The sequence below is a fragment of the Coprococcus phoceensis genome, from assembly GCF_900104635.1.
GTDB lineage: Bacteria > Bacillota > Clostridia > Lachnospirales > Lachnospiraceae > Faecalimonas > Faecalimonas phoceensis.
In genome coordinates, this window is the sequence record NZ_FNWC01000007.1 from 2,759,178 (window position 1) to 2,779,455 (window position 20,278).

Consider the following 20,278-nt stretch of genomic DNA (forward strand, 5'->3'; position numbering starts at 1 on the left):
AGTTAATTATTAGTTTTAACAATTACCTCGGATGTCTTGATATTTTTCTTATCATTTCGTTTCTTGTATGCGATTTTCAAGGTACATTCTTTTTGACTGTTTTATCAGTCATCAGAAATCAAAATCTCTTTTCATCTCTGATCACTGGTAAATCCAGTTATGTTAAACAGCACTGCCCTGCTGGTCGGGTTGACATGACGCTATTTTCCACTAATCAATACTACTATTTTTCATTTATCTTTGTGTTCATGTCTGTATCTATATAAAAAAGCTTTCGCTTATTTTCTTATAGATTCGGCAGCCACCTACTCTCCCACACCGTCTCCAGTGCAGTACCATCGGCCTCCCAGGTCTTAACCATCGTGTTCGGGATGGGTACGGGTGTTTCCCCTGGGCGTATCGCCACCGAAAAGTTTTGTACTCTTTGAGCACTCATAACTAAACAACAGATTTCTTTCAATCCCTTACTTCTTCCCTAGAAAGGAGGTGATCCAGCCGCACCTTCCGATACGGCTACCTTGTTACGACTTCACCCCAGTTATCGGTCCCACCTTCGGCAGCTCCCTCCTTACGGTTGGGTCACTGACTTCGGGCGTTACTGACTCCCATGGTGTGACGGGCGGTGTGTACAAGACCCGGGAACGTATTCACCGCGACATGCTGATTCGCGATTACTAGCGATTCCAGCTTCATGTAGTCGAGTTGCAGACTACAATCCGAACTGAGACGTTATTTTTGAGATTTGCTTCCCCTCACAGGTTCGCTTCCCTTTGTTTACGCCATTGTAGCACGTGTGTAGCCCTGGTCATAAGGGGCATGATGATTTGACGTCATCCCCACCTTCCTCCAGGTTATCCCTGGCAGTCTCTCCAGAGTGCCCACCTTAAATGCTGGCTACTGAAGATAGGGGTTGCGCTCGTTGCGGGACTTAACCCAACATCTCACGACACGAGCTGACGACAACCATGCACCACCTGTCACCGGTGCCCCGAAGGAAAGGCAACATTACTTGCCGGTCACCGGGATGTCAAGACCAGGTAAGGTTCTTCGCGTTGCTTCGAATTAAACCACATGCTCCACCGCTTGTGCGGGTCCCCGTCAATTCCTTTGAGTTTCATTCTTGCGAACGTACTCCCCAGGTGGACTACTTATTGCGTTTGCTGCGGCACCGAAGAGCTTTGCTCCCCGACACCTAGTAGTCATCGTTTACGGCGTGGACTACCAGGGTATCTAATCCTGTTTGCTCCCCACGCTTTCGAGCCTCAACGTCAGTAATCGTCCAGTAAGCCGCCTTCGCCACTGGTGTTCCTCCTAATATCTACGCATTTCACCGCTACACTAGGAATTCCGCTTACCTCTCCGACACTCTAGTTACATAGTTTCCAATGCAGTCCCGGGGTTGAGCCCCGGGCTTTCACATCAGACTTACACAACCGTCTACGCTCCCTTTACACCCAGTAAATCCGGATAACGCTTGCACCATACGTATTACCGCGGCTGCTGGCACGTATTTAGCCGGTGCTTCTTAGTCAGGTACCGTCATTTTCTTCCCTGCTGATAGAGCTTTACATACCGAAATACTTCTTCGCTCACGCGGCGTCGCTGCATCAGGGTTTCCCCCATTGTGCAATATTCCCCACTGCTGCCTCCCGTAGGAGTTTGGGCCGTGTCTCAGTCCCAATGTGGCCGTTCACCCTCTCAGGCCGGCTACTGATCGTCGCCTTGGTAGGCCGTTACCCCACCAACTAGCTAATCAGACGCGGGTCCATCTCATACCACCGGAGTTTTTCACACTGTGCCATGCAGCACTGTGCGCTTATGCGGTATTAGCAGTCATTTCTAACTGTTATCCCCCTGTACGAGGCAGGTTACCCACGCGTTACTCACCCGTCCGCCACTCAGTCGCAAAAACTTCAATCCGAAGAAATCCGTTTAAGCGCTTCGTTCGACTTGCATGTGTTAAGCACGCCGCCAGCGTTCATCCTGAGCCAGGATCAAACTCTCGTTAAAAGTGTTTGTTCCGGTTCAGATAACTGCTAGCTATCTTTCCCTTTACTGTTTTAGGTTGACATTTTCATGTCTGTTCTGAATTTTTCTCTTTTAAGAATTTTTCAGGGTTATCTTGTCATCTGTTGTTTAATTATCAATGTTCTTTGTTGTCTTGCGACAGCTATATTAGATTACCACATCTCTTTTCGCTTGTCAACAACTTTTTTAATTTTTTTCAAATTCTTTTTAAGTTGTTTTTGTCTCTCCTTGACAACGAACGTTATTTTATCATGGCTTTACGTAACTGTCAATACATTTTTTAATTTTTTTAAAAATACCGCAAAATAACTTTCCATCGTTATTTTACGGTACCTTTTTCCTCATTATTTCTCTAAAATTTTCTCTAAAACTTCGCTCCTACCTAAATCTAGTAATAGCTTCCAAAAGCGGATTGTGATCATACAAAAATGTAAGTATCTGACTATCTGCAATATTTTCAAAACAAATCTTTCCTATTGAAGTCGTATACAATAATGTCACAACAATTAAAATCACCCAGATAATAATCACCCCTGTTGCCATTCCAAGCACTCCGCCCGCAATTCTGTTGAGTCCGCCTATAACCGGAAGATCGCTGATCAATCCAAGCATATAGACAATTGTGCGGACAACTATTGTAACTATTAGAAGTGTCAGCAGAAATCCCACAAAATCCGCAATCACTTTCGCCATATACGCCCCAACATACTCACCAAACGTACTGACTCCCAGATTTTTATAAATCTCTGCATTATTATTTTCTAAGAGTAAATCACGAAATAATTGTGGAATATTTGCATTTTCAATCGCCGAAATCTGCTGTTCTCTCGTCAGATCAATCTTTCCTATCAGATTTTTTATATCTTCTTCCGTAATCCCAGCCGCTTCCAGATCAATTCCATCTAACTTTTGTCCATTGATTTCAATCCCCGACAAATCCATATCTTCCAAATCCGGAGTTAATAATTCCACACATTTTTCCTGTACCATCCTCTCTAAAGGTGTCACTTTTAAAATTCCTTTACTCACATATGGCGTAAGAAAAACCACCAAGACGATAATAATGATTGTTGCAGCTAATGAAGCCACTATTTTTATAAACCCTCGAACCAAACCGGCAATCACACATACCAAAAGTATAATACCGACTAAAATTAATAATCCATTCATATACTCTCCTATTTCACCAGATGAACTTCCTGAAGTCCTTCTGCACTTATCACCATGTATTTATTCAGACCTGTCATTCGGAAAATCTCTATAATATTTGTCTCCATCTTTCCTTCAAATTTACAAACTCCAGATCGATCAAATATCATGCATTTATTTCCATCATACAAAACCACCTGGTTACCGGTCATTTTTATATTTCCGTACTCACCCTCAAAATCTTTTGACAGTATCTGTTTCCCCTTTGTATTATAAATGCGCAGTTCATATCCGCTTTTTCCAGAATTTTTCAGAACAAGCGCCACTCCGCTCTTATCATATGACACACTTTTTATCTCTTTTTTAATCTTTATCTTTTTGACCTGCTGAAGATCTTCCAAACCACTATAGAACACCAGCATATCATTCCCTATCAGCACAGAAGTTTTCTCATCCAAAAACGCAACCGTCGGGACCACTTCGTTCTCATATTCTTTTTCAAAAACTTCGTGATCTTTCTTCTCTTCTCCAGCCTCACCAAAATTATAACAAACTACTTTCGTCATCGCTTCGCTGCCTTTTGTAGATAAGTATGAAACAAGAAGTGCTTCTCCATTATTGGAAATGGCAATATCCAACGGATATCCAGTATTTGCAAGTGAAGTGTTCTGCTCCACAAGAATATTCCCTTTTGCATCATAACAAATAATCTGCTGTGTAGATTCTCCTTTGAGCACCACCCCTACGATTCCCTGTTCCGAAACAACCAGCTTTTGGATTGGACTCGTTGTTTTAATCTCTCCTTTTAGTCCATCTTTTTGAAACACCAAAATACTTGTCCCACTTTGATCCCCAACAGCTGCCGTTCCTTTGCACACTTCCACAATCGGATTCTTCATCTGACACGGCTGATTCCATATTTCCTGACCTTTTTTATCTAAATAAACAATGCCATCTCGACTGTATTTCAAACCCCCTCCGGCATACTCTCTGTAATTACTGTTATCCGCCTCTTCATTCTCATATGTAGCGGTCACAGCGACATTCTCATATGTCTGGTATTTCAAAAACAGCCCCACTCCCGCAGTCACCACAACAACAGATACCGCAACGATCACAACCCGTCGAAAAAATCGATATCTATGCGCCTTTATTTTTAACTCCATCTCCCGCATCGGATTCTGGCTATCCTGCAGTTCATCTATAATATCATCTGCAATCTCCTCCGTCGGGTCTTTTTTTTCTTTTACAATATGAAAACCAAATTTCTTCTTCATATGCTCCCCTTTATTTCTTCTTTGGTTCATGCTACATCAATAGTATAGCACATTTTACTATGGTAACAACAACTTTTGTCCGATAAAGATGAGATTTCCATTCTCCAAACCATTCATCTTACAGATCGCCTCCACATGGGATATATCTCCATATACTTTTCGACTGATTGTTGCAAGGGTATCTCCCTTTTCAACTACATAAATGTCATCTTCCAGAATTTGTGCCTCCGGATTCTCAGGTTCCTCTAAGATTTTGTCTCCTTCTTGTTCTTTTTCTTCTTCGATAACCTCACCGCCTGTCTCCATCACCTTATCCCCTTCTTTATTAGAAACAGATTTGGAGATAGTATCCAGCGATTGTTGAACTCCCTGCATTTTATCATAATTATTGATCATCGTAACCCCTATCACAAACACCACAAGAACAAGAAAAGTACTTGCCGCATATATGAATCTCGCGCCGTGTCTTTCTTCGTTTTTTTCCATCTTTTCTTTTATGACATCACGAAAATTCTTTGTAACTCGATCCTCAATAGTTTCACTGGGTGTTACTCCATTATTTTTACGACTCGCAATCATATAATTCTGCATTTCCAAATTTTTCTCATAATAAATATAGTGTCCGCCGCACTCCATCAAGTCCTGATATTTATGTATATAAAACTGCTCCTCTCGGTCAACTGTATTTTTTAAGACAAAAATGCTTTTCTCTCTGGAGAAAAATTTTTCGTGAATTTTCTTTATGTTATGATTTGCCTCCAGCGGTTGTCCCGGAACAGTCAAAAACCACCCTAAAATCTCTGCATTTTCAAAATATTGTTTACAGACTTCACATGCATTTTTCCAAACCGTATCCTGAACGTGGATATCCTGTCCTTTCATGGTCACTTCGCTCATCCGAATTGCACCGTATATGTAAATCAAATCCTGATCCTCTTCTTGTACTTTTTCTCCGACCAAAAACGCTCCGATTGGCATCTGGTCGGTCTTATCACACAGTTGATTAAAAAATGTGTCTACATAATCTTCTACATAGATTTTTGAACTGTCACTTACATTTCCTATTTGTCGAACATTTTTTGGAAGTTGTTTTTTCATTTTCTTTCACCTCATCTGCATATTTTTCCTCATCATAGCATATGAAAAGTGCTGAATTTATCAGATACTGTCGCCCCTTCCAGAAACTGTTCGACATAAATTCCAAAGAAAGGATAGGGAAAACGCTTTTCTCCTATCCTTTCGTCATCATCTTCTTTTACTTGTCTCGCATGCCCCGCAATATTTGTCGGTAAGAGTCGTAATAAACCCTTCCTTTGTTTTTGGTATTCTAAAAAAAGTAACCGGCCACATATGATTATAGATAATATCTTTTTCAATCTCATTCAGTTCAAAAAATTTGCTCGCATTCTTTAACGCTGTCTTCGGATGTGTGAGTCCATGAAAATGATCTCCCGTTTTTTTCGCATGTGTGTGCCAGTCGTACAAAAACAAGTCATGAAGCATCGCCCCTCTCGCCGCCGATCTTGCATCTAAATGAAAAAAACGGCACCACTGATAATTGTAATATGCCACATGGACACAATGCTGATAGCAATTCGTCGTGCCATGATGTGGATATAATTTCATGCGAAGCACGACAGGATGTTCGGCAATATCTCGAATACAATCATAAAAATCATATTTCCATTCATCCCGCAGACTGTATAGTTTATCTTGAATTTTTCTAAACATTTTGCATCCCTCATAACATTTTGATTTCTCAAACATCATAAAACATAAGAGGCGAAAGTGTCAACACTCTCGCCTCTTATGTTTTTATTAAAACTCTTTTATTTTTTTATAAATGCTTTCCGCATCTAAACCGTATTTTTTAACCAACTCAACTGCCGGTCCTGATTCTCCATAAGTATCATTGATACCAATCTTCAGAACTTTTGTAGGTGCTTTTTCCGATAACACATCACAAACCGCACTTCCAAGTCCGCCAATCACGGAATGTTCTTCAATTGTAACTACTTTTCCAGTCTCTTTTGCAGCTTCCACAATCAATTCTTCGTCCAAAGGTTTGATTGTATGGATGTTAATTACTTTTGCATCGATACCATCTGCCGCTAATTTTTCCGCCGCTTCCAGTGTCTCAGCTACCGGAAGACCTGTGGCGATCAAAGTGATGTCCTTTCCTTCACGAAGAACAACACCTTTTCCAAGTTCAAATTTATAATCTTCACGATCGTTGATTACCGGAACTGCAAGTCTTCCAAAACGAAGATAAACAGGTCCTTCATGCTTATAAGCAGCTTTTACTGCCGCTCTTGCTTCCACATCATCCGATGGGTTTATGACAACCATCCCCGGAATTGTTCTCATCAGCGCAATGTCCTCGTTACACTGATGTGTCGCACCGTCTTCTCCTACTGAGATTCCCGCATGTGTCGCACCGATTTTTACATTCAGCTTCGGATATCCGATAGAGTTACGAATCTGCTCAAATGCACGTCCTGCCGCAAACATTGCAAACGAACTTGCAAACGGAACCTTTCCTGTTGTAGCAAGACCTGCTGCAACACCCATCATATTACATTCTGCAATTCCGCAGTCAATGTGACGTTCCGGAAATACTTTCTTAAATACGCCAGTCTTTGTGGCAGCTGCTAAGTCAGCATCCAAAACAACAAGATTTTCATGTTCTTTTCCTAATTCTACAAGGGCATTTCCATAACTGTCACGAGTAGCAATTTTCTTTACATCTGACATAGTGCTTCACCTACTTTCTCTAAATCTGCCATTGCAACTGCATATTGTTCTGCATTCGGTGCAGAGCCATGCCATGATGCCTGATTCTCCATAAACGACACGTTCTTTCCTTTGATCGTCTTTGCAATGATCGCTGTCGGCTGACCTTTTGTCTCTCTTGCTTCTTTAAAAGCTGCATCCAAAGCATCAAAGTCATGTCCATCCACATTGATCACATGGAAATTGAAAGCTTCAAACTTCTTGTCAATTGGATATGGCGAGCATACTTCATCAATTGCACCATCAATCTGAAGTCCGTTATTGTCTACGATCACAACAAGATTATCCAGTTTTCTGTGACTTGCAAGCATTGCTGCCTCCCATACCTGTCCTTCCTGAATCTCGCCGTCACCTAACAGTGTGTAAACTCTGTAATCTTCATTCGAAAGTTTCGCCGAAAGTGCCATACCTACAGCTGCTGAAATCCCCTGTCCAAGGGAACCACTTGACATATCTACCCCTGGGATATGTTTCATATCAGGGTGACCCTGTAAATAAGATCCTACCTTACGAAGTGTAGTCAGATCTTCCACCGGGAAAAATCCTCTGTGAGCCAATGCAGCATAATATCCAGGCGCTGTATGCCCTTTTGATAATACGAAACGGTCTCTATCTGCTTTTTTCGGTTCTTTCGGATCGATATTCATTTCCTCAAAAAATAAATATGCGTAAATATCTGCCGCTGACAGTGATCCACCCGGATGTCCGGATTTTGCATTGTAAACAGCCGTCACTGCACCTTTTCGAACCTCATTAGCTATTTTCATTAATTCTAATTTGTTCATGAGCTGCCTCCTACTTTTTCATTTTACGTTCAATACACTCTTGATTATATTTGTACCATTTCAAATATGCAAGTACATTTTCATTATTCACCAAAAACAGCTTTGTAATCCGCCTGGAACTTTGCAATTCCCTGATCTGTTAAAGGATGTTTTGTCATCTGCTCAATCACAGCATATGGAACAGTTGCAATATCTGCTCCGGCCAAAGCACAGTCAGTCACATGGATTGGGTTTCTTACGCTTGCTGCAATGATCTCTGTGTCCAGCCCTGCAACTGCAAAAATCTCTGCAATCTCGGAAATCAGATCCACACCTCTGACAGAGATATCATCCAATCTTCCTAAAAACGGAGAAACATATGTTGCTCCGGCTCTCGCAGCCAGCAATGCCTGATTTGCCGTGAAAATCAAAGTCACATTTGTCTTAATTCCTTCTGAGGACAATACTTTACAAGCTTTGAGTCCCTCCACTGTCATAGGGATTTTCACAACCATGTTCGGATGAATTTTTGCAATGGCTCTTCCTTCTGCAATCATTCCTTCTGCGTCAACAGTTGTAGCTTTCACTTCTCCGCTGATTGGTCCATCTACAATTGATGCAATCTCTGCAATAACCTCTTCAAAAACACGTCCTTCTTTTGCAATCAGTGACGGATTGGTTGTAACTCCACAGATAACACCCATATCATTTGCCTTTTTAATATCCTCTACATTTGCTGTGTCAATAAAAAATCTCATATTCGTTTCCTCCTTCGACTGCTAAATATCCTGAATAATTCTTTATGAGCTCATTATATCACCCCTTATTCGCCCGTCAACCGGACGCATTTTTATTAGTAATTATTTTTATTAATATTTTAAAATTATTATTTCTATGATGTGAAATATTTTCCTTTGCCATAAAAATAAGAAGCCATTTTCAGGCTTCTTTACAAATATTTTTCATATTTTTATTATTAATAATTTTCTCTTTTCTATTAATTTCACTTTTGTTTTGTCCTGTCGGTTATCTTGGCATAAGAGGTTGTTCCGCGTGTGATTAATTTAGGTTCATACTCTACATGGTACGTGCTTACCGGTTCCATATCAGCAAAGTCTGCATGTTTAAACTTAATTTTTTTCATAATAATATCACAGGCATCTCTTCCCTTAAAAATCACAAAGTGCTCAATTGTCGTCAAAGCCACCTTGTGCATCTTTCCAAACAGAATATTGTCACATCCCATCACCGAAACATCATGTGGCACCCGGTATTTCAGCTCATACAAAGCATCCAGTATTCCAAGCGCAATCATATCGTTGAGACCGACAATTGCCGTCAGATCCGCCTCTTCTTCCATAAGCTCCTTAGTCAGCTCATATCCCACGCGATATTCTGAATCCACATTTGCCACTCCGATGTCCATCTGCTCACCAGCCTCTTTCACAATTACTTGTGATTTCAGACCTTCCTTTTCAAACTCTTTCAAAAAACCTTCCGTCCTCTTCGACCGCTGTTTTTGTCTCGTCGTAAGAGGCGGGGTAATATAAGCGACTTTTTTGTGTCCCAAATCCAGAAGATGACGCGCCATCAGACGTCCAAGCTTTGAATTATCCAATTCCACCGCATCCAGACTCAGTTTCTCATTCTGATTATTGATGATCACGACCGGAATCCGCTCGGCAAGACGCTCCACCATATCCATAAAGCATTCACTCGGATTACACATATAGATAATTCCCATCGGATTCAGGCTCGGCATCATCTTTAAATATCGTTCTTCCATACCAAGATCCCGCTGAGTATTACATACAAACAAAGTATATTCCTCGTCTCGCGCACGCATCTCAACCCCTTGCAGAAGCATCACATAATATGGATTGGTAAGGTTCGGGCAAAATACCGCCAAATGCTTTTCCTTTTTCCCCGCTTTTCTGACCTTGCGTTTCGGCGCCACGTATCCAAGCTCTTTCGCTGCTTTTTCCACTCTCTCAATTGTCTCTTTCGAAAAAGAAACATTATATTTTTTATTTAAAACCATAGACACGGTCGACTGAGATACCCCTGCTTTCCGCGCAATATCTGTCGATGTCACTTTCTTTTTTTTCATCAAATCTCTGTTCTTCCCTCTAATGCTCGCAAAAGCGTCACTTCATCTATATATTCCAAATCGCCGCCAACTGGAACTCCACTTGCAATTCTACTCACTTTGATACCGGTAGGCTTGATCAATTTGCTGATATACATCGCCGTCGTCTCCCCTTCCAGGCTGGAATTTGTCGCAATAATCACCTCATCCACATCTCCTTGAAGACGTTCCATCAGCTCTTTCAATTTGATGTCTCCAGGTCCAATCCCAAGCATTGGCGAGATCGCACCGTGAAGCACATGATAGACTCCTTGATATTTTCCTGTCTTTTCGTAAGCCGCCAAATCCCTCGTCGTCTCCACCACCATGATTGTCTTTGCATCACGATTACTGTTGCTGCAGATCGGGCACAATTCCTGATCGGTAAGCGTGTGGCATTGTTTACAATAGCGTACATTTTCCCTTGCCTCTGTCATCGAGCCCGCAAGACTTTGCACTTGCTCTTTCGGCATGTTGATAATATGAAAAGCCAGCCTCTGAGCTGACTTTGCACCAATACCAGGAAGTCTTGATAATTCTTCGATTAATTTACTTATCTGGCTGCTATAATAATCCATTTCTTTTGCACTCCTTAAAATGGCATCCCCGGAATTCCGCCGCCTAATCCGCCTGTCAGTTTTGACATCGCAGAAGCTGACTCCGCTTCAACTTTACGAAGCGCTTCATTGGTAGCTGCCACAATCAAGTCTTCAAGCATCTCGATATCATCCGGATCCACAACTTCTTCCTGAAGTTTCACTTTTGTCACTTCTCTCGTTCCGGATACCGTCACTTCCACTGCACCGCCTCCTGCTGTTGCAGTAAATTCTTTACTCTCAAGCTCTTTTGCCTGCTCTTCCATCTGTCTTTGCATCTTCTGAGCCTGTTTCATTAAATTTGCCATATTTCCCGGCATTCCTCCACCTGGAAATCCTCCACGTTTTGCCATAATTATAATCCTCCTAATCTTCTACCGTGATATCCATGTGTACCACTTTTTCTATATCTACAAAACTGTCCTCAAATCGTCGTCCTTCTTCCACACACCGAACTTCGATCGCGACAGTCTTGCCGATTCTTTGTTCAATAAGATGTTCTATCTCTTCTCTATGTTCCGGCGTCCCAACTACACCTGCGCTCACTTCATCCGGAAGCACAATGAGAAGCTGATCCTGATTGCCTACACTCAGCCTTGCCATCTTCAGACAATTGCGTAGCATGCCCGATAGCTGATTTACAATCGGACGAAAATCTTTTGCAACCGCCTTGACATCTTCATGAAGCGCTTTTGTAAGTTCCACCTTTGGTCCAGGCGCCTCTTCCACAGTTTGTTCCGCATAGGCAGCTGCCTGAGGTCTTACCGCAATCCCTTTCTGTATCTGCTCTTCCAAAGCACGAATACGTTCTAACAGTGTATCCTGCTCCACTTCCATCTCCGGTCTGCACAGCTTGATAAATGCCACTTCCATCATAACCCGCTTCTGTGTTGCATATTTTAATTGATTGGACAATTCTGAAAAAATCCTGATATAGCGTATCAGTGTATCATTTTCTATCATCTGTGCTTCTTCTTTCAGCTGCGCCAGATTCTCTGTCGATACATCTAACACATCCTCCATATTATCAGAACTTTTCGCAAGAAGCAAGTTCCTTAAATACCATGTGAAATCAGCTGCAAGCTGCGAAAGCTCACGCCCTTGCATAACAAGTTCATCCAGACTTTTCATCACTTTCGCAACATTTCTTTCCAGAAGTTCACGAAGCAGCCTGCTGAACACTTCCGTGTCAACCGCCCCGAGCACCTCCAACACATTATCATATGTCAGCTTCTGCCCAAGATAGAACGCGATACACTGGTCCAAAATGCTTAACGCATCTCTCATCGAGCCATCCGCCGCCTTTGCAACATATCGAATTGCTTTCTCCTCAACTTCTATATTCTCCTTCTGCATAAGATCTGCCAGACGCGCCGCAATCGTATCAATTGTAATTCTTTTAAAATCATATCTCTGACATCTGGATAGAATTGTAATCGGTATCTTGTGAGCCTCTGTTGTCGCCAAAATAAAAATAACATATTCCGGCGGCTCTTCCAGCGTCTTTAAAAGTGCATTAAACGCCCCAATAGAAAGCATATGCACCTCGTCGATGATATACACTTTATATTTTCCTTCCGTAGGACGATACGCCACCTCTTCCCGAATCTCACGGATATTGTCAACACCATTGTTCGAAGCAGCATCTATCTCGATCACATTCATAGAAGTCCCCGAACTGATTGCTTTACAGCTGTCGCACACACCGCAGGGACTTCCATTTACCGGATGTTCACAGTTTACCGCCTTTGCAAATATCTTCGCAACCGATGTCTTACCGGTTCCCCTCGTTCCACAAAAGAGATACGCATGTCCGATTCGGTCTGCTTTTATCTGATTCTGCAATGTCTTGCTGATATGATCCTGCCCTTTTACATCCTCAAATTCTCCCGGGCGAAATTTTCTATACAAAGCAGTATACGACATCTCCAACTTCCTTTCTTTCTCTTCGTCTATTTATCTCCAAAACTGATTCCTGTCAGCTTTGCCTCTTTGATGATCTTAGAATCCGGATCCACCATCTTTAACTTTCCTGCCACTTCAGACAGCGGCACTTTTACAGTCTCTCCTTTTTTCATCCCGACCATGTAACCATATTCTTCTTTCAAGATCAATTCTGCCGCAGCAGCTCCGAGCCTTGTCGCAAGCACTCTATCGTACGGGCAAGGAGAACCTCCTCTTTGTGTGTGCCCCGGCACCGTAATACGTACTTCCTGATCTGTCTTTTTCTGAATCTCTTCTGCCAATTCATATGCAATAGAAGGATATTTGCGTTCTTTTAATTTTGCTTTATAAGCTTTCTTCGGCATCGCAGCTTCTTCTTTTGACATCGCTCCTTCCGCAACTGCAATAATCGTAAAGTGTTTTCCTGCTTTTGTGCGTTTTTCAATCGCCTCCGAAATCACATTCAGATCATACGGAATCTCCGGAAGCAAGATAATATCAGCGCCTCCTGCAATTCCCGCATGCAATGTCACCCATCCAACTTTGTGTCCCATCACTTCCACGATAAATACACGGCTGTGAGATGTCGCGGTTGTATGGATACAGTCGATTGTATTCGTCGCAATATCCACTGCACTTTGGAAACCAAATGTCATATCTGTTCCCCATAAATCATTGTCAATTGTCTTTGGAAGTGTAATCACATTCAAACCTTCCTCTCGAAGCAGATTCGCTGTCTTATGTGTCCCGTTTCCACCAAGCACCACAAGGCAGTTCAGATTCAATTTATGATATGTATGCTTCATCGCCTTCACCTTGTCAAGTCCATTGGCGTCCGGCACCCGCATCAATTTGAACGGCTGTCTGGATGTTCCGAGAATCGTCCCTCCAACCGTGAGTATCCCTGAAAAATCTTTTGCTGTCAACATCTCAAAGTTGGCATAGATCAGACCTTTATACCCGTCTTTGAATCCATAGATTTCCACATCATTTCTCTTCGATGTGATCCCTTTTACCACGCCGCGCATCGCTGCATTTAACGCCTGGCAGTCTCCGCCGCTTGTCAGTATTCCAATTCTCAACATATATACACATCCTTTCACATTACATAGTCATTTATTTCAGTAACAGTATACCCCATTTTATAGGTGCTAACAACAGAAAAATGCGTTATACTATATAGTATGATGCAATTCAAAGGAGATTTTTATTATGGAACGAAATGAACTCTGCTGGTGTGGCAGCGGGAAAAAATATAAAAAATGCCACATGCAAATTGATGACAAAATATTACTTTTAGCTTCCGAAGGACACATTGTCCCTGACAGAAGTATGCTCAAGACACCTGCACAGATTGAAGAGATCAAAAAAAGTGCAGCGCTCAACACAGCAGTTCTTGATCACGTTGCAAAACATATTCACGCAGGGATGAGCACCGCCGAGATAGACAAACTGGTCTATGACTACACAACAGAACACGGCGGTATTCCTGCGCCACTTGGATATGACGGTTTTCCAAAAAGTGTATGCACTTCCATCAACAACGAAGTTTGCCACGGAATTCCAGACGAAAATATTATTTTAGAGGAAGGTGACATCATCAACGTGGACGTCTCTACCATTCTCAATGGATATTATTCAGATGCATCCCGAATGTTTGCCATCGGCGAATTGTCCGACCGGGCGAAAAAGATTCTAAAAGTAACCGAAGAATGTGTAGAACTTGGTCTTGCAGCAGCAAAACCTTGGGGGCATCTCGGGGATATTGCCGATGCAATCAACTCACACGCTCAGGCAAACGGTTACTCTGTGGTTGAAGACATCGGCGGTCACGGAATCGGTCTTGAATTTCACGAAGAACCTTTTGTGAGCTATGTCACTGAAAAAGGAACCGAGATGGTTCTTGTTCCGGGAATGATGTTCACCATCGAACCGATGATCAACGAAGGAAGTCCCGATTTCTTTGTAGACGAAGACAACAGCTGGACGGTCTACACCGAAGATGATGGATTGTCCGCACAGATTGAATACATGGTGCTTGTCACCGAGACAGGTATCGAAGTATTAACTAAATAGATAACAAAAAGGGCAGAGATTTTTAATAAAATCTCTGCCCAAATTATTTTTAGTATGATTTTCCCCAGTATGCCATGTGTTTCGCAGGTTTTCCACAGAAAATACATGTGTCTGAAATCATCTCTTCATCTTCGATCAGACAACGTGTGGAAGCTCCGCCTGTAGCGTATTTGATCTCGCCTTCACATTCTTCATCTCCACACCAGCAAGCTTTTACAAATCCACGGTTTGCTTTGAATTTTTCAACCATCTCATCCATTGTAACTGCTGTATCAATATGTGAATTCAAGAATGCTTTTGCTTTCTCATACATATCTTTCTGAATTGTCTCTAAAATCTCACCAAGTTTTGTTGTAATCTCATCGATAGAAACAACAATCTTTTCACGTGTATCACGACGTACAACAACAACCTGATTCTTCTCGATATCTTTTGGTCCAATCTCAATACGTGTTGGAATACCAAGAATCTCCTGCTCGCTGAATTTCCATCCTGGACTCTTCTCTGAATCGTCGATTTTCGCTCTGTATCCCGCTGCTTTCAATGCTGCCAACAATTCATCTGCTTTTTCAAGAACGCCTTCTTTATGCTGAGCAATTGGAATTACTCTTGTCTGAACCGGCGCAATTCTTGGTGGCAATACAAGTCCGTCGTCATCTCCGTGAACCATAATGATTGCACCGATAATTCTTGTAGAAAGTCCCCATGATGTCTCATATACACTGTGAGGCTGGTTATTTTTATCTATATATTTGATGTTAAACGCATCTGGGAAACCGTTTCCAAAGAAATGGCTCGTTGCTGACTGCAACGCTTTTCCGTCATGCATAAGCGCTTCTACTGTGTAAGTATCCTGAGCTCCCGCAAATTTTTCATTCTCTGCTTTTCTTCCTGATACAAACGGAATCGCAAGCGAATCACGGATAAAGTCCTGATATACCTTCAACATAGTAAGTGTTCTCTGTTCAGCCTCTTCGTATGTCGCATGAATTGTATGTCCTTCCTGCCACAAGAATTCTCTTGAACGCAAGAAAGGTCTTGTTGTCTTTTCCCAACGAAGCACTGAGTTCCATTGATTCCATACTTTTGGTAAATCTCTATGTGAACGAACCATCTTGCTCCACAAGTCACAGAACAATGTCTCTGATGTAGGTCTGATGCAAAGTCTTTCCTGAAGTCTTTCCATTCCTCCATGTGTTACCCATGCTACTTCTGGTGCAAATCCTTCGATATGATCTCCTTCTTTTTCAAGCAGACTTTCCGGAATCAGCATTGGTAAAGATACGTTCTCTACACCCGTCTCTTTAAATCTTGCATCCAGATCTCTCTGAATGTTCTCCCAGATGGCATAACCATTTGGTAAGTAGTTCAAACATCCTTTTACTGATGAATAGTCACAAAGTTCTGCTTCACGTACAACATCTGTGTACCATTGTGCGAAATCTTCATCTCTCGCTGTAATCGCTTTTACAAGTTTTTTTTCGTTTGCCATGTTTTTCTCTCCTTTTTATTCGCAGGGCCCCTTGCCCCATCTTATTTTTTGAGGAAATAAAAAGAGCCGAGTCCTTTCATCCCTCCAAAAGGGACCGAAAGACTCGGCGGTACCACCCTAATTAATCATAGATTCCTCTACAATTCTCTTTAGTCATCATTAACGCTGATGTCACGCTGCATTTTCACACAGTGGCTCCAAGGTAGGTTCCATACACTTCTTGCAAGAATCTTTCACCAATCAATTCTCTCTCTGTGGCTCGTCCTGTATATACTATTCCTCTTCACAGCCAATATTCTCAGTAATTACCACTAATTCTATGAGAAATCTTGTTGTTTGTCAACCCCGTAAAATACTGATTTTTCAGAAAAATATTTTTCGAAAGCCTTCTCCTTCCGGTTCGATTTCAAATATCATCTTTTCCTTCGTTTTCGGATGCAAAAATTCCAAATGACTTGCGCAAAGAGCAATCTTACGCCTTCCATTTGACTGCTTTTCATTATATTTTGCATCTCCCCAAATCGGGCATCCTGCTGCTGCCATCTGCACCCGTATCTGGTGATGCCGCCCCGTTTCCAATTTGATATTTACAAGACTTCTTTCTTCTCCATCTTCCAGACCTTCTTCCTCGACCTCATAAAAAAGCACTGCTCTTTTTGCATCCTTTATTGACGGATCACACACTTTCGAAAGATTCACTCGTCCATCTTTCACCATATAGTGTTCCAGTTTCCCACTTTTTTCTTCAAACTTTCCACACACAACCGCTTGGTAATACTTTCCAAATCCTGCCCCCTGCATCTGCGCGCTTAGTTCTTTGGCTGCAAATGGTGTCTTTCCAAATACAAGTATACCCTCTACCGGTTGATCCAGCCGATGAATCACCGCCACATAGGGTTCTTTCTTTTCTTTTTGGTTTTTGTACAAATAATTTTTCAGAATACTCACCATATCCTGAGATCCAATTTTGCTTGTCTGCGTCGGCACCCCTGCCGGTTTATAGCAGACAATCACATGTGTATCTTCAAATAGTATCTTTAAATTCATTCATTCTCCTTTTCACGACTAAAGACGAGGGTTCTGTATAAACCCTCGTCTCCATATTTTAGAAAATATCCTGTTTTCGTCGTAAATCTACACGAATGCTTCCACAGGTTCTTCTTTTAATGCTTCCTCATATTTTTCCAATATGGTACTTTGAATTCGCTCTCTTGTATCAGAATTGATCGGATGCGCAATATCTCTATATTCTCCATCCAAAGCTTTTTTGCTCGGCATTGCGATAAAGAGCCCTTTTTCTCCTTCAATCACCTTAATATCATGCACTACGAATTCTTCATCCATCGTAATGGAAACTACTGCCTTTAATTTTCCTTCTTTTGCTACTCTTCTCACACGTACATCTGTAATCTGCATATGTCTAGCCCCTTTCCCATCTTGCATTGTCTTTCTTTTTCTGAATTCAGACTACAATGCATATCTCTCATTTTTTTCTACTACAACTTTTACCCCGTTTTCTCCAATATGACGCGTATTGGCTCTGATTGTATCACGGCTCTCTACAATACAATTCTCAATGTAGGTATTATCTCCAAGATATACATCATTCAAAATAATTGAATTTTTTATCACACAGTTATTACCCACATATACTTTCTTAAACAGAACTGAATTTTCCACTGTTCCATTGATTATACTTCCGCTGGCAACCAAACTGTTCTTTACAACTGCACCCGGATTGTATTTTGCCGGAGGCAAATCACCAACTTTTGAATAAATCGCCGGATATGTTTTGAAGAAATGTTTTCTTACATCTGCTTTCAAAAAGTCCATATTCGTCTGATAATATGCATCAACCGTGGAGATATTACTCCAATAGTCTTTAATCTTATATGCATAAATTTTCTTTAAATTCTTATAACGGATCAAAATATCCGATACAAAATCATATCTGTCGTCTTCCGCACACTGTTCGATCAGATCAATCAGCTGGCGTCTCCGGATGATATAAATACCGGTTGAGACAGTTCTTGACTTTGCCATCATCGGTTTCTCTTCAAACTCTTCCACGCGCATATTCTCATTCAGCTTCAAAGTTCCAAACCTTCTCGCATCCTCGCCATCATTCAGATCTTTGCAAACCACTGTAATATCCGCCTTCTTGGCAATATGATATTCTAACACCTTATTATAATCCATCTTATAGATCGCATCACCGGAGGTGATGATCACATATGGTTCATGGCATTTTTTCAAGAAATCAAGATTTTGATAAATTGCATCTGCGGTTCCTCTGTACCAATTGCCATTATCCGCTGTAATCGTAGGCGGAAATACATACAATCCACCCTGCTTTCTCCCGAAATCCCACCATTTTGAAGAATTCAGGTGTTCATTCAAAGATCTTGCATTGTACTGTGTCAACACCGCTACTTTCTGAATATGCGAGTTCGACATATTACTGAGTACAAAATCAATCGCTCTGTAACTTCCCGCCACCGGCATGGCTGCCGCCGCACGTTTTTTCGTCAATTCACGCATCTTATTGCTGTTACCGCCTGCTAAAATAATCCCCACTGCTCTCATGCCTGTTCACCTACCTTTATCAACGTTTCTCCACTTTCAAGTACTCCATCGACATAATCTTCTTTTGCTGTCACGCCGCTGATTGCAGTATTCTTTCCTATCTGCACATTTGCAGGGATCACTGAATTTTCCCCAATTGTAACAAGACCAAACGAATAAATATTTGGTTTTAATTTATTCGGAATATCACTTCCGATGCCCAAAGTGACATTATCTCCAACATTCACGTGTTCTGCAATGATCGACTTATCAATCACGCAGTTCTCTCCGATGACTACATCTTGCATAATAATGGAATCTCGGACAACCGCACCTTGTCCAATCACCACATTGGAGCCGATGACAGAATTATGAACCTCTCCATAAATCTCCGCACCGTTACAAATAATACTCTTGTCAATCACAGAATTCTCTGATATGTACTGCGGAGGAATACTTCCTGTATTCGTGTAAATCTTCCAAAATTCTTCATACAAATTAAAATCAGGAATAATGTCAATCAATTCCATATTGGCCTCCCAATAAGACCCCAGTGTTCCAACATCTTTCCAATATCCGTTGTATTCATATGCAAAGAGTCGTTGTCCATTTTCATGACAATATGGAATCACGTGTTTTCCAAAGTCACAGCCAGGCTCGTCCTTCTTTTTTAGCAACGCTTCTTTTAGCACCGGCCAGCTGAAAATATAAATCCCCATAGACGCAAGATTGCTTCTTGGATGTGCCGGTTTTTCCTCAAATTCTGTAACCTGGTTGTTATCGTCCGTAATTACGATACCAAATCTGCTCGCTTCTTCAATCGGAACCGGCATCGCAGCAATAGTAACATCTGCATTGTTCTCTTTGTGAAAATCCAGCATAACCTCATAATCCATCTTATAAATATGGTCTCCGGATAAAATCAGCACATAGTCCGGATTGTAACTTTCCATATATTCCAGATTCTGATAAATCGCATTGGCAGTTCCTGTATACCACTCACTGTTTGCGCTCTTTTCGTATGGCGGAAGTACCGTTACTCCTCCGATATTGCGATCCAAATCCCACGGAATCCCAATTCCGATATGTGCATTCAGGCGCAGTGGCTGATATTGTGTCAACACCCCGACCGTATCAATTCCTGAATTGATGCAGTTACTAAGCGGAAAATCAATAATTCTGTATTTTCCTCCAAATGCTACTGCCGGCTTTGCAACTTTCGCAGTTAAGACACCGAGTCTGCTGCCTTGTCCTCCTGCTAATAACATTGCTATCATTTCTTTTTTCTTCATGTCATCACCCCTTCTCAGTATTAATGTGTTTATTATAACACAATTTTTTCACATAGTGAACATATTTTACAAAAAAACAACATCTTTTTACATGTTTTTATCTAAAACCAACAAAATAAAGACCTTGGCTTTTTTGGCATATATGTATATAATATAGAGGATAGACTTATTATA

General features: G+C 41.5%; 18 protein-coding genes, 2 rRNA genes and 1 other annotated feature. Of the genes, 1 reads left to right on the forward strand and 19 read right to left on the reverse strand.

The genetic code is table 11. The features are described 5' to 3' along the window. Positions 1-292: 292 nt before the first annotated feature. The 14 genes from rrf to BQ5364_RS16690 all read right to left on the reverse strand — a co-directional run bounded on the left by rrf (position 293) and on the right by BQ5364_RS16690 (position 13,764). Positions 293-410 (reverse strand): 5S ribosomal RNA (rrf, locus tag BQ5364_RS16625). A gap of 69 nt (positions 411-479) precedes the next feature. After that, positions 480-2,010: ribosomal RNA gene (locus tag BQ5364_RS16630) — 16S ribosomal RNA — on the reverse strand. Positions 2,011-2,406: 396 nt separating this feature from the next. Then, entirely contained in the window at positions 2,407-3,198 is a 792-nt protein-coding gene (locus BQ5364_RS16635; protein WP_004614323.1) for a CvpA family protein, read from the reverse strand. 8 nt (positions 3,199-3,206) lie between these two features. Then, positions 3,207-4,454 (reverse strand): DUF5711 family protein, encoded by a 1,248-nt coding sequence (locus BQ5364_RS16640; protein WP_022249861.1) that lies wholly within the window; start codon positions 4,452-4,454, stop codon positions 3,207-3,209. A 57-nt stretch (positions 4,455-4,511) separates the two neighbouring features. Then, on the reverse strand, positions 4,512-5,552 hold the full coding sequence (locus tag BQ5364_RS16645) for a LysM peptidoglycan-binding domain-containing protein (RefSeq protein WP_004614325.1): 1,041 nt from the start codon (positions 5,550-5,552) through the stop codon (positions 4,512-4,514). A 147-nt stretch (positions 5,553-5,699) separates the two neighbouring features. Then, a complete protein-coding gene (locus BQ5364_RS16650) occupies positions 5,700-6,185 on the reverse strand; it encodes an HD domain-containing protein (protein WP_117787765.1) in 486 nt (161 codons plus the stop codon). A gap of 87 nt (positions 6,186-6,272) precedes the next feature. Further along, positions 6,273-7,208 carry a transketolase family protein gene (locus tag BQ5364_RS16655; protein WP_004614328.1) on the reverse strand — a complete coding sequence of 312 codons (936 nt, stop codon included), beginning with the start codon at positions 7,206-7,208 and terminating at the stop codon, positions 6,273-6,275. Beyond that, positions 7,196-8,032, reverse strand: coding sequence for a transketolase (locus BQ5364_RS16660; protein ID WP_004614329.1), 837 nt, complete (start codon positions 8,030-8,032; stop codon positions 7,196-7,198). The genes BQ5364_RS16655 and BQ5364_RS16660 overlap by 13 nt, the downstream gene beginning before the upstream one ends. Before the next feature lie 83 nt (positions 8,033-8,115). Continuing rightward, positions 8,116-8,769, reverse strand: coding sequence for a fructose-6-phosphate aldolase (gene fsa / locus BQ5364_RS16665; RefSeq protein WP_004614330.1), 654 nt, complete (start codon positions 8,767-8,769; stop codon positions 8,116-8,118). Positions 8,770-9,014: 245 nt separating this feature from the next. Further along, positions 9,015-10,121, reverse strand: coding sequence for a LacI family DNA-binding transcriptional regulator (locus BQ5364_RS16670; protein ID WP_004614331.1), 1,107 nt, complete (start codon positions 10,119-10,121; stop codon positions 9,015-9,017). Then, positions 10,121-10,717 (reverse strand): recombination mediator RecR, encoded by a 597-nt coding sequence (gene recR, locus BQ5364_RS16675; RefSeq protein ID WP_004614332.1) that lies wholly within the window; start codon positions 10,715-10,717, stop codon positions 10,121-10,123. The genes BQ5364_RS16670 and recR overlap by 1 nt, the downstream gene beginning before the upstream one ends. A gap of 14 nt (positions 10,718-10,731) precedes the next feature. Then, positions 10,732-11,088, reverse strand: a complete 357-nt coding sequence (locus BQ5364_RS16680) for a YbaB/EbfC family nucleoid-associated protein (RefSeq protein WP_004614333.1) — start codon at positions 11,086-11,088, stop codon at positions 10,732-10,734. Positions 11,089-11,101: 13 nt separating this feature from the next. Continuing rightward, positions 11,102-12,661, reverse strand: a complete 1,560-nt coding sequence (dnaX, locus tag BQ5364_RS16685; protein WP_004614334.1) for a DNA polymerase III subunit gamma/tau — start codon at positions 12,659-12,661, stop codon at positions 11,102-11,104. 26 nt (positions 12,662-12,687) lie between these two features. Beyond that, positions 12,688-13,764: a 6-phosphofructokinase gene (locus BQ5364_RS16690; protein ID WP_004614335.1), complete on the reverse strand. Its 1,077-nt coding sequence runs from the start codon at positions 13,762-13,764 to the stop codon at positions 12,688-12,690. A gap of 127 nt (positions 13,765-13,891) precedes the next feature. Here BQ5364_RS16690 and BQ5364_RS16695 point away from each other — a divergent pair, with 127 nt between their 5' ends. Further along, positions 13,892-14,755, forward strand: a complete 864-nt coding sequence (locus tag BQ5364_RS16695) for a methionyl aminopeptidase (RefSeq protein ID WP_071144674.1) — start codon at positions 13,892-13,894, stop codon at positions 14,753-14,755. A 49-nt stretch (positions 14,756-14,804) separates the two neighbouring features. Here BQ5364_RS16695 and proS read toward each other — a convergent pair whose 3' ends face one another. From proS to BQ5364_RS16720, 5 genes are all read right to left on the reverse strand, one after another. Next, positions 14,805-16,247 (reverse strand): proline--tRNA ligase, encoded by a 1,443-nt coding sequence (proS, locus tag BQ5364_RS16700; protein WP_004614337.1) that lies wholly within the window; start codon positions 16,245-16,247, stop codon positions 14,805-14,807. An 86-nt stretch (positions 16,248-16,333) separates the two neighbouring features. Next, positions 16,334-16,543: a binding site (T-box leader), on the reverse strand. A 67-nt stretch (positions 16,544-16,610) separates the two neighbouring features. Continuing rightward, entirely contained in the window at positions 16,611-17,294 is a 684-nt protein-coding gene (locus BQ5364_RS16705) for an RluA family pseudouridine synthase (RefSeq protein ID WP_004614338.1), read from the reverse strand. Positions 17,295-17,381: 87 nt separating this feature from the next. Then, entirely contained in the window at positions 17,382-17,663 is a 282-nt protein-coding gene (spoVG, locus tag BQ5364_RS16710) for a septation regulator SpoVG (protein WP_022249858.1), read from the reverse strand. A 51-nt stretch (positions 17,664-17,714) separates the two neighbouring features. After that, a complete protein-coding gene (glgD, locus tag BQ5364_RS16715) occupies positions 17,715-18,833 on the reverse strand; it encodes a glucose-1-phosphate adenylyltransferase subunit GlgD (protein WP_004614340.1) in 1,119 nt (372 codons plus the stop codon). Next, positions 18,830-20,104 (reverse strand): glucose-1-phosphate adenylyltransferase, encoded by a 1,275-nt coding sequence (locus BQ5364_RS16720; protein ID WP_004614341.1) that lies wholly within the window; start codon positions 20,102-20,104, stop codon positions 18,830-18,832. The genes glgD and BQ5364_RS16720 overlap by 4 nt, the downstream gene beginning before the upstream one ends. Positions 20,105-20,278: the final 174 nt, after the last annotated feature.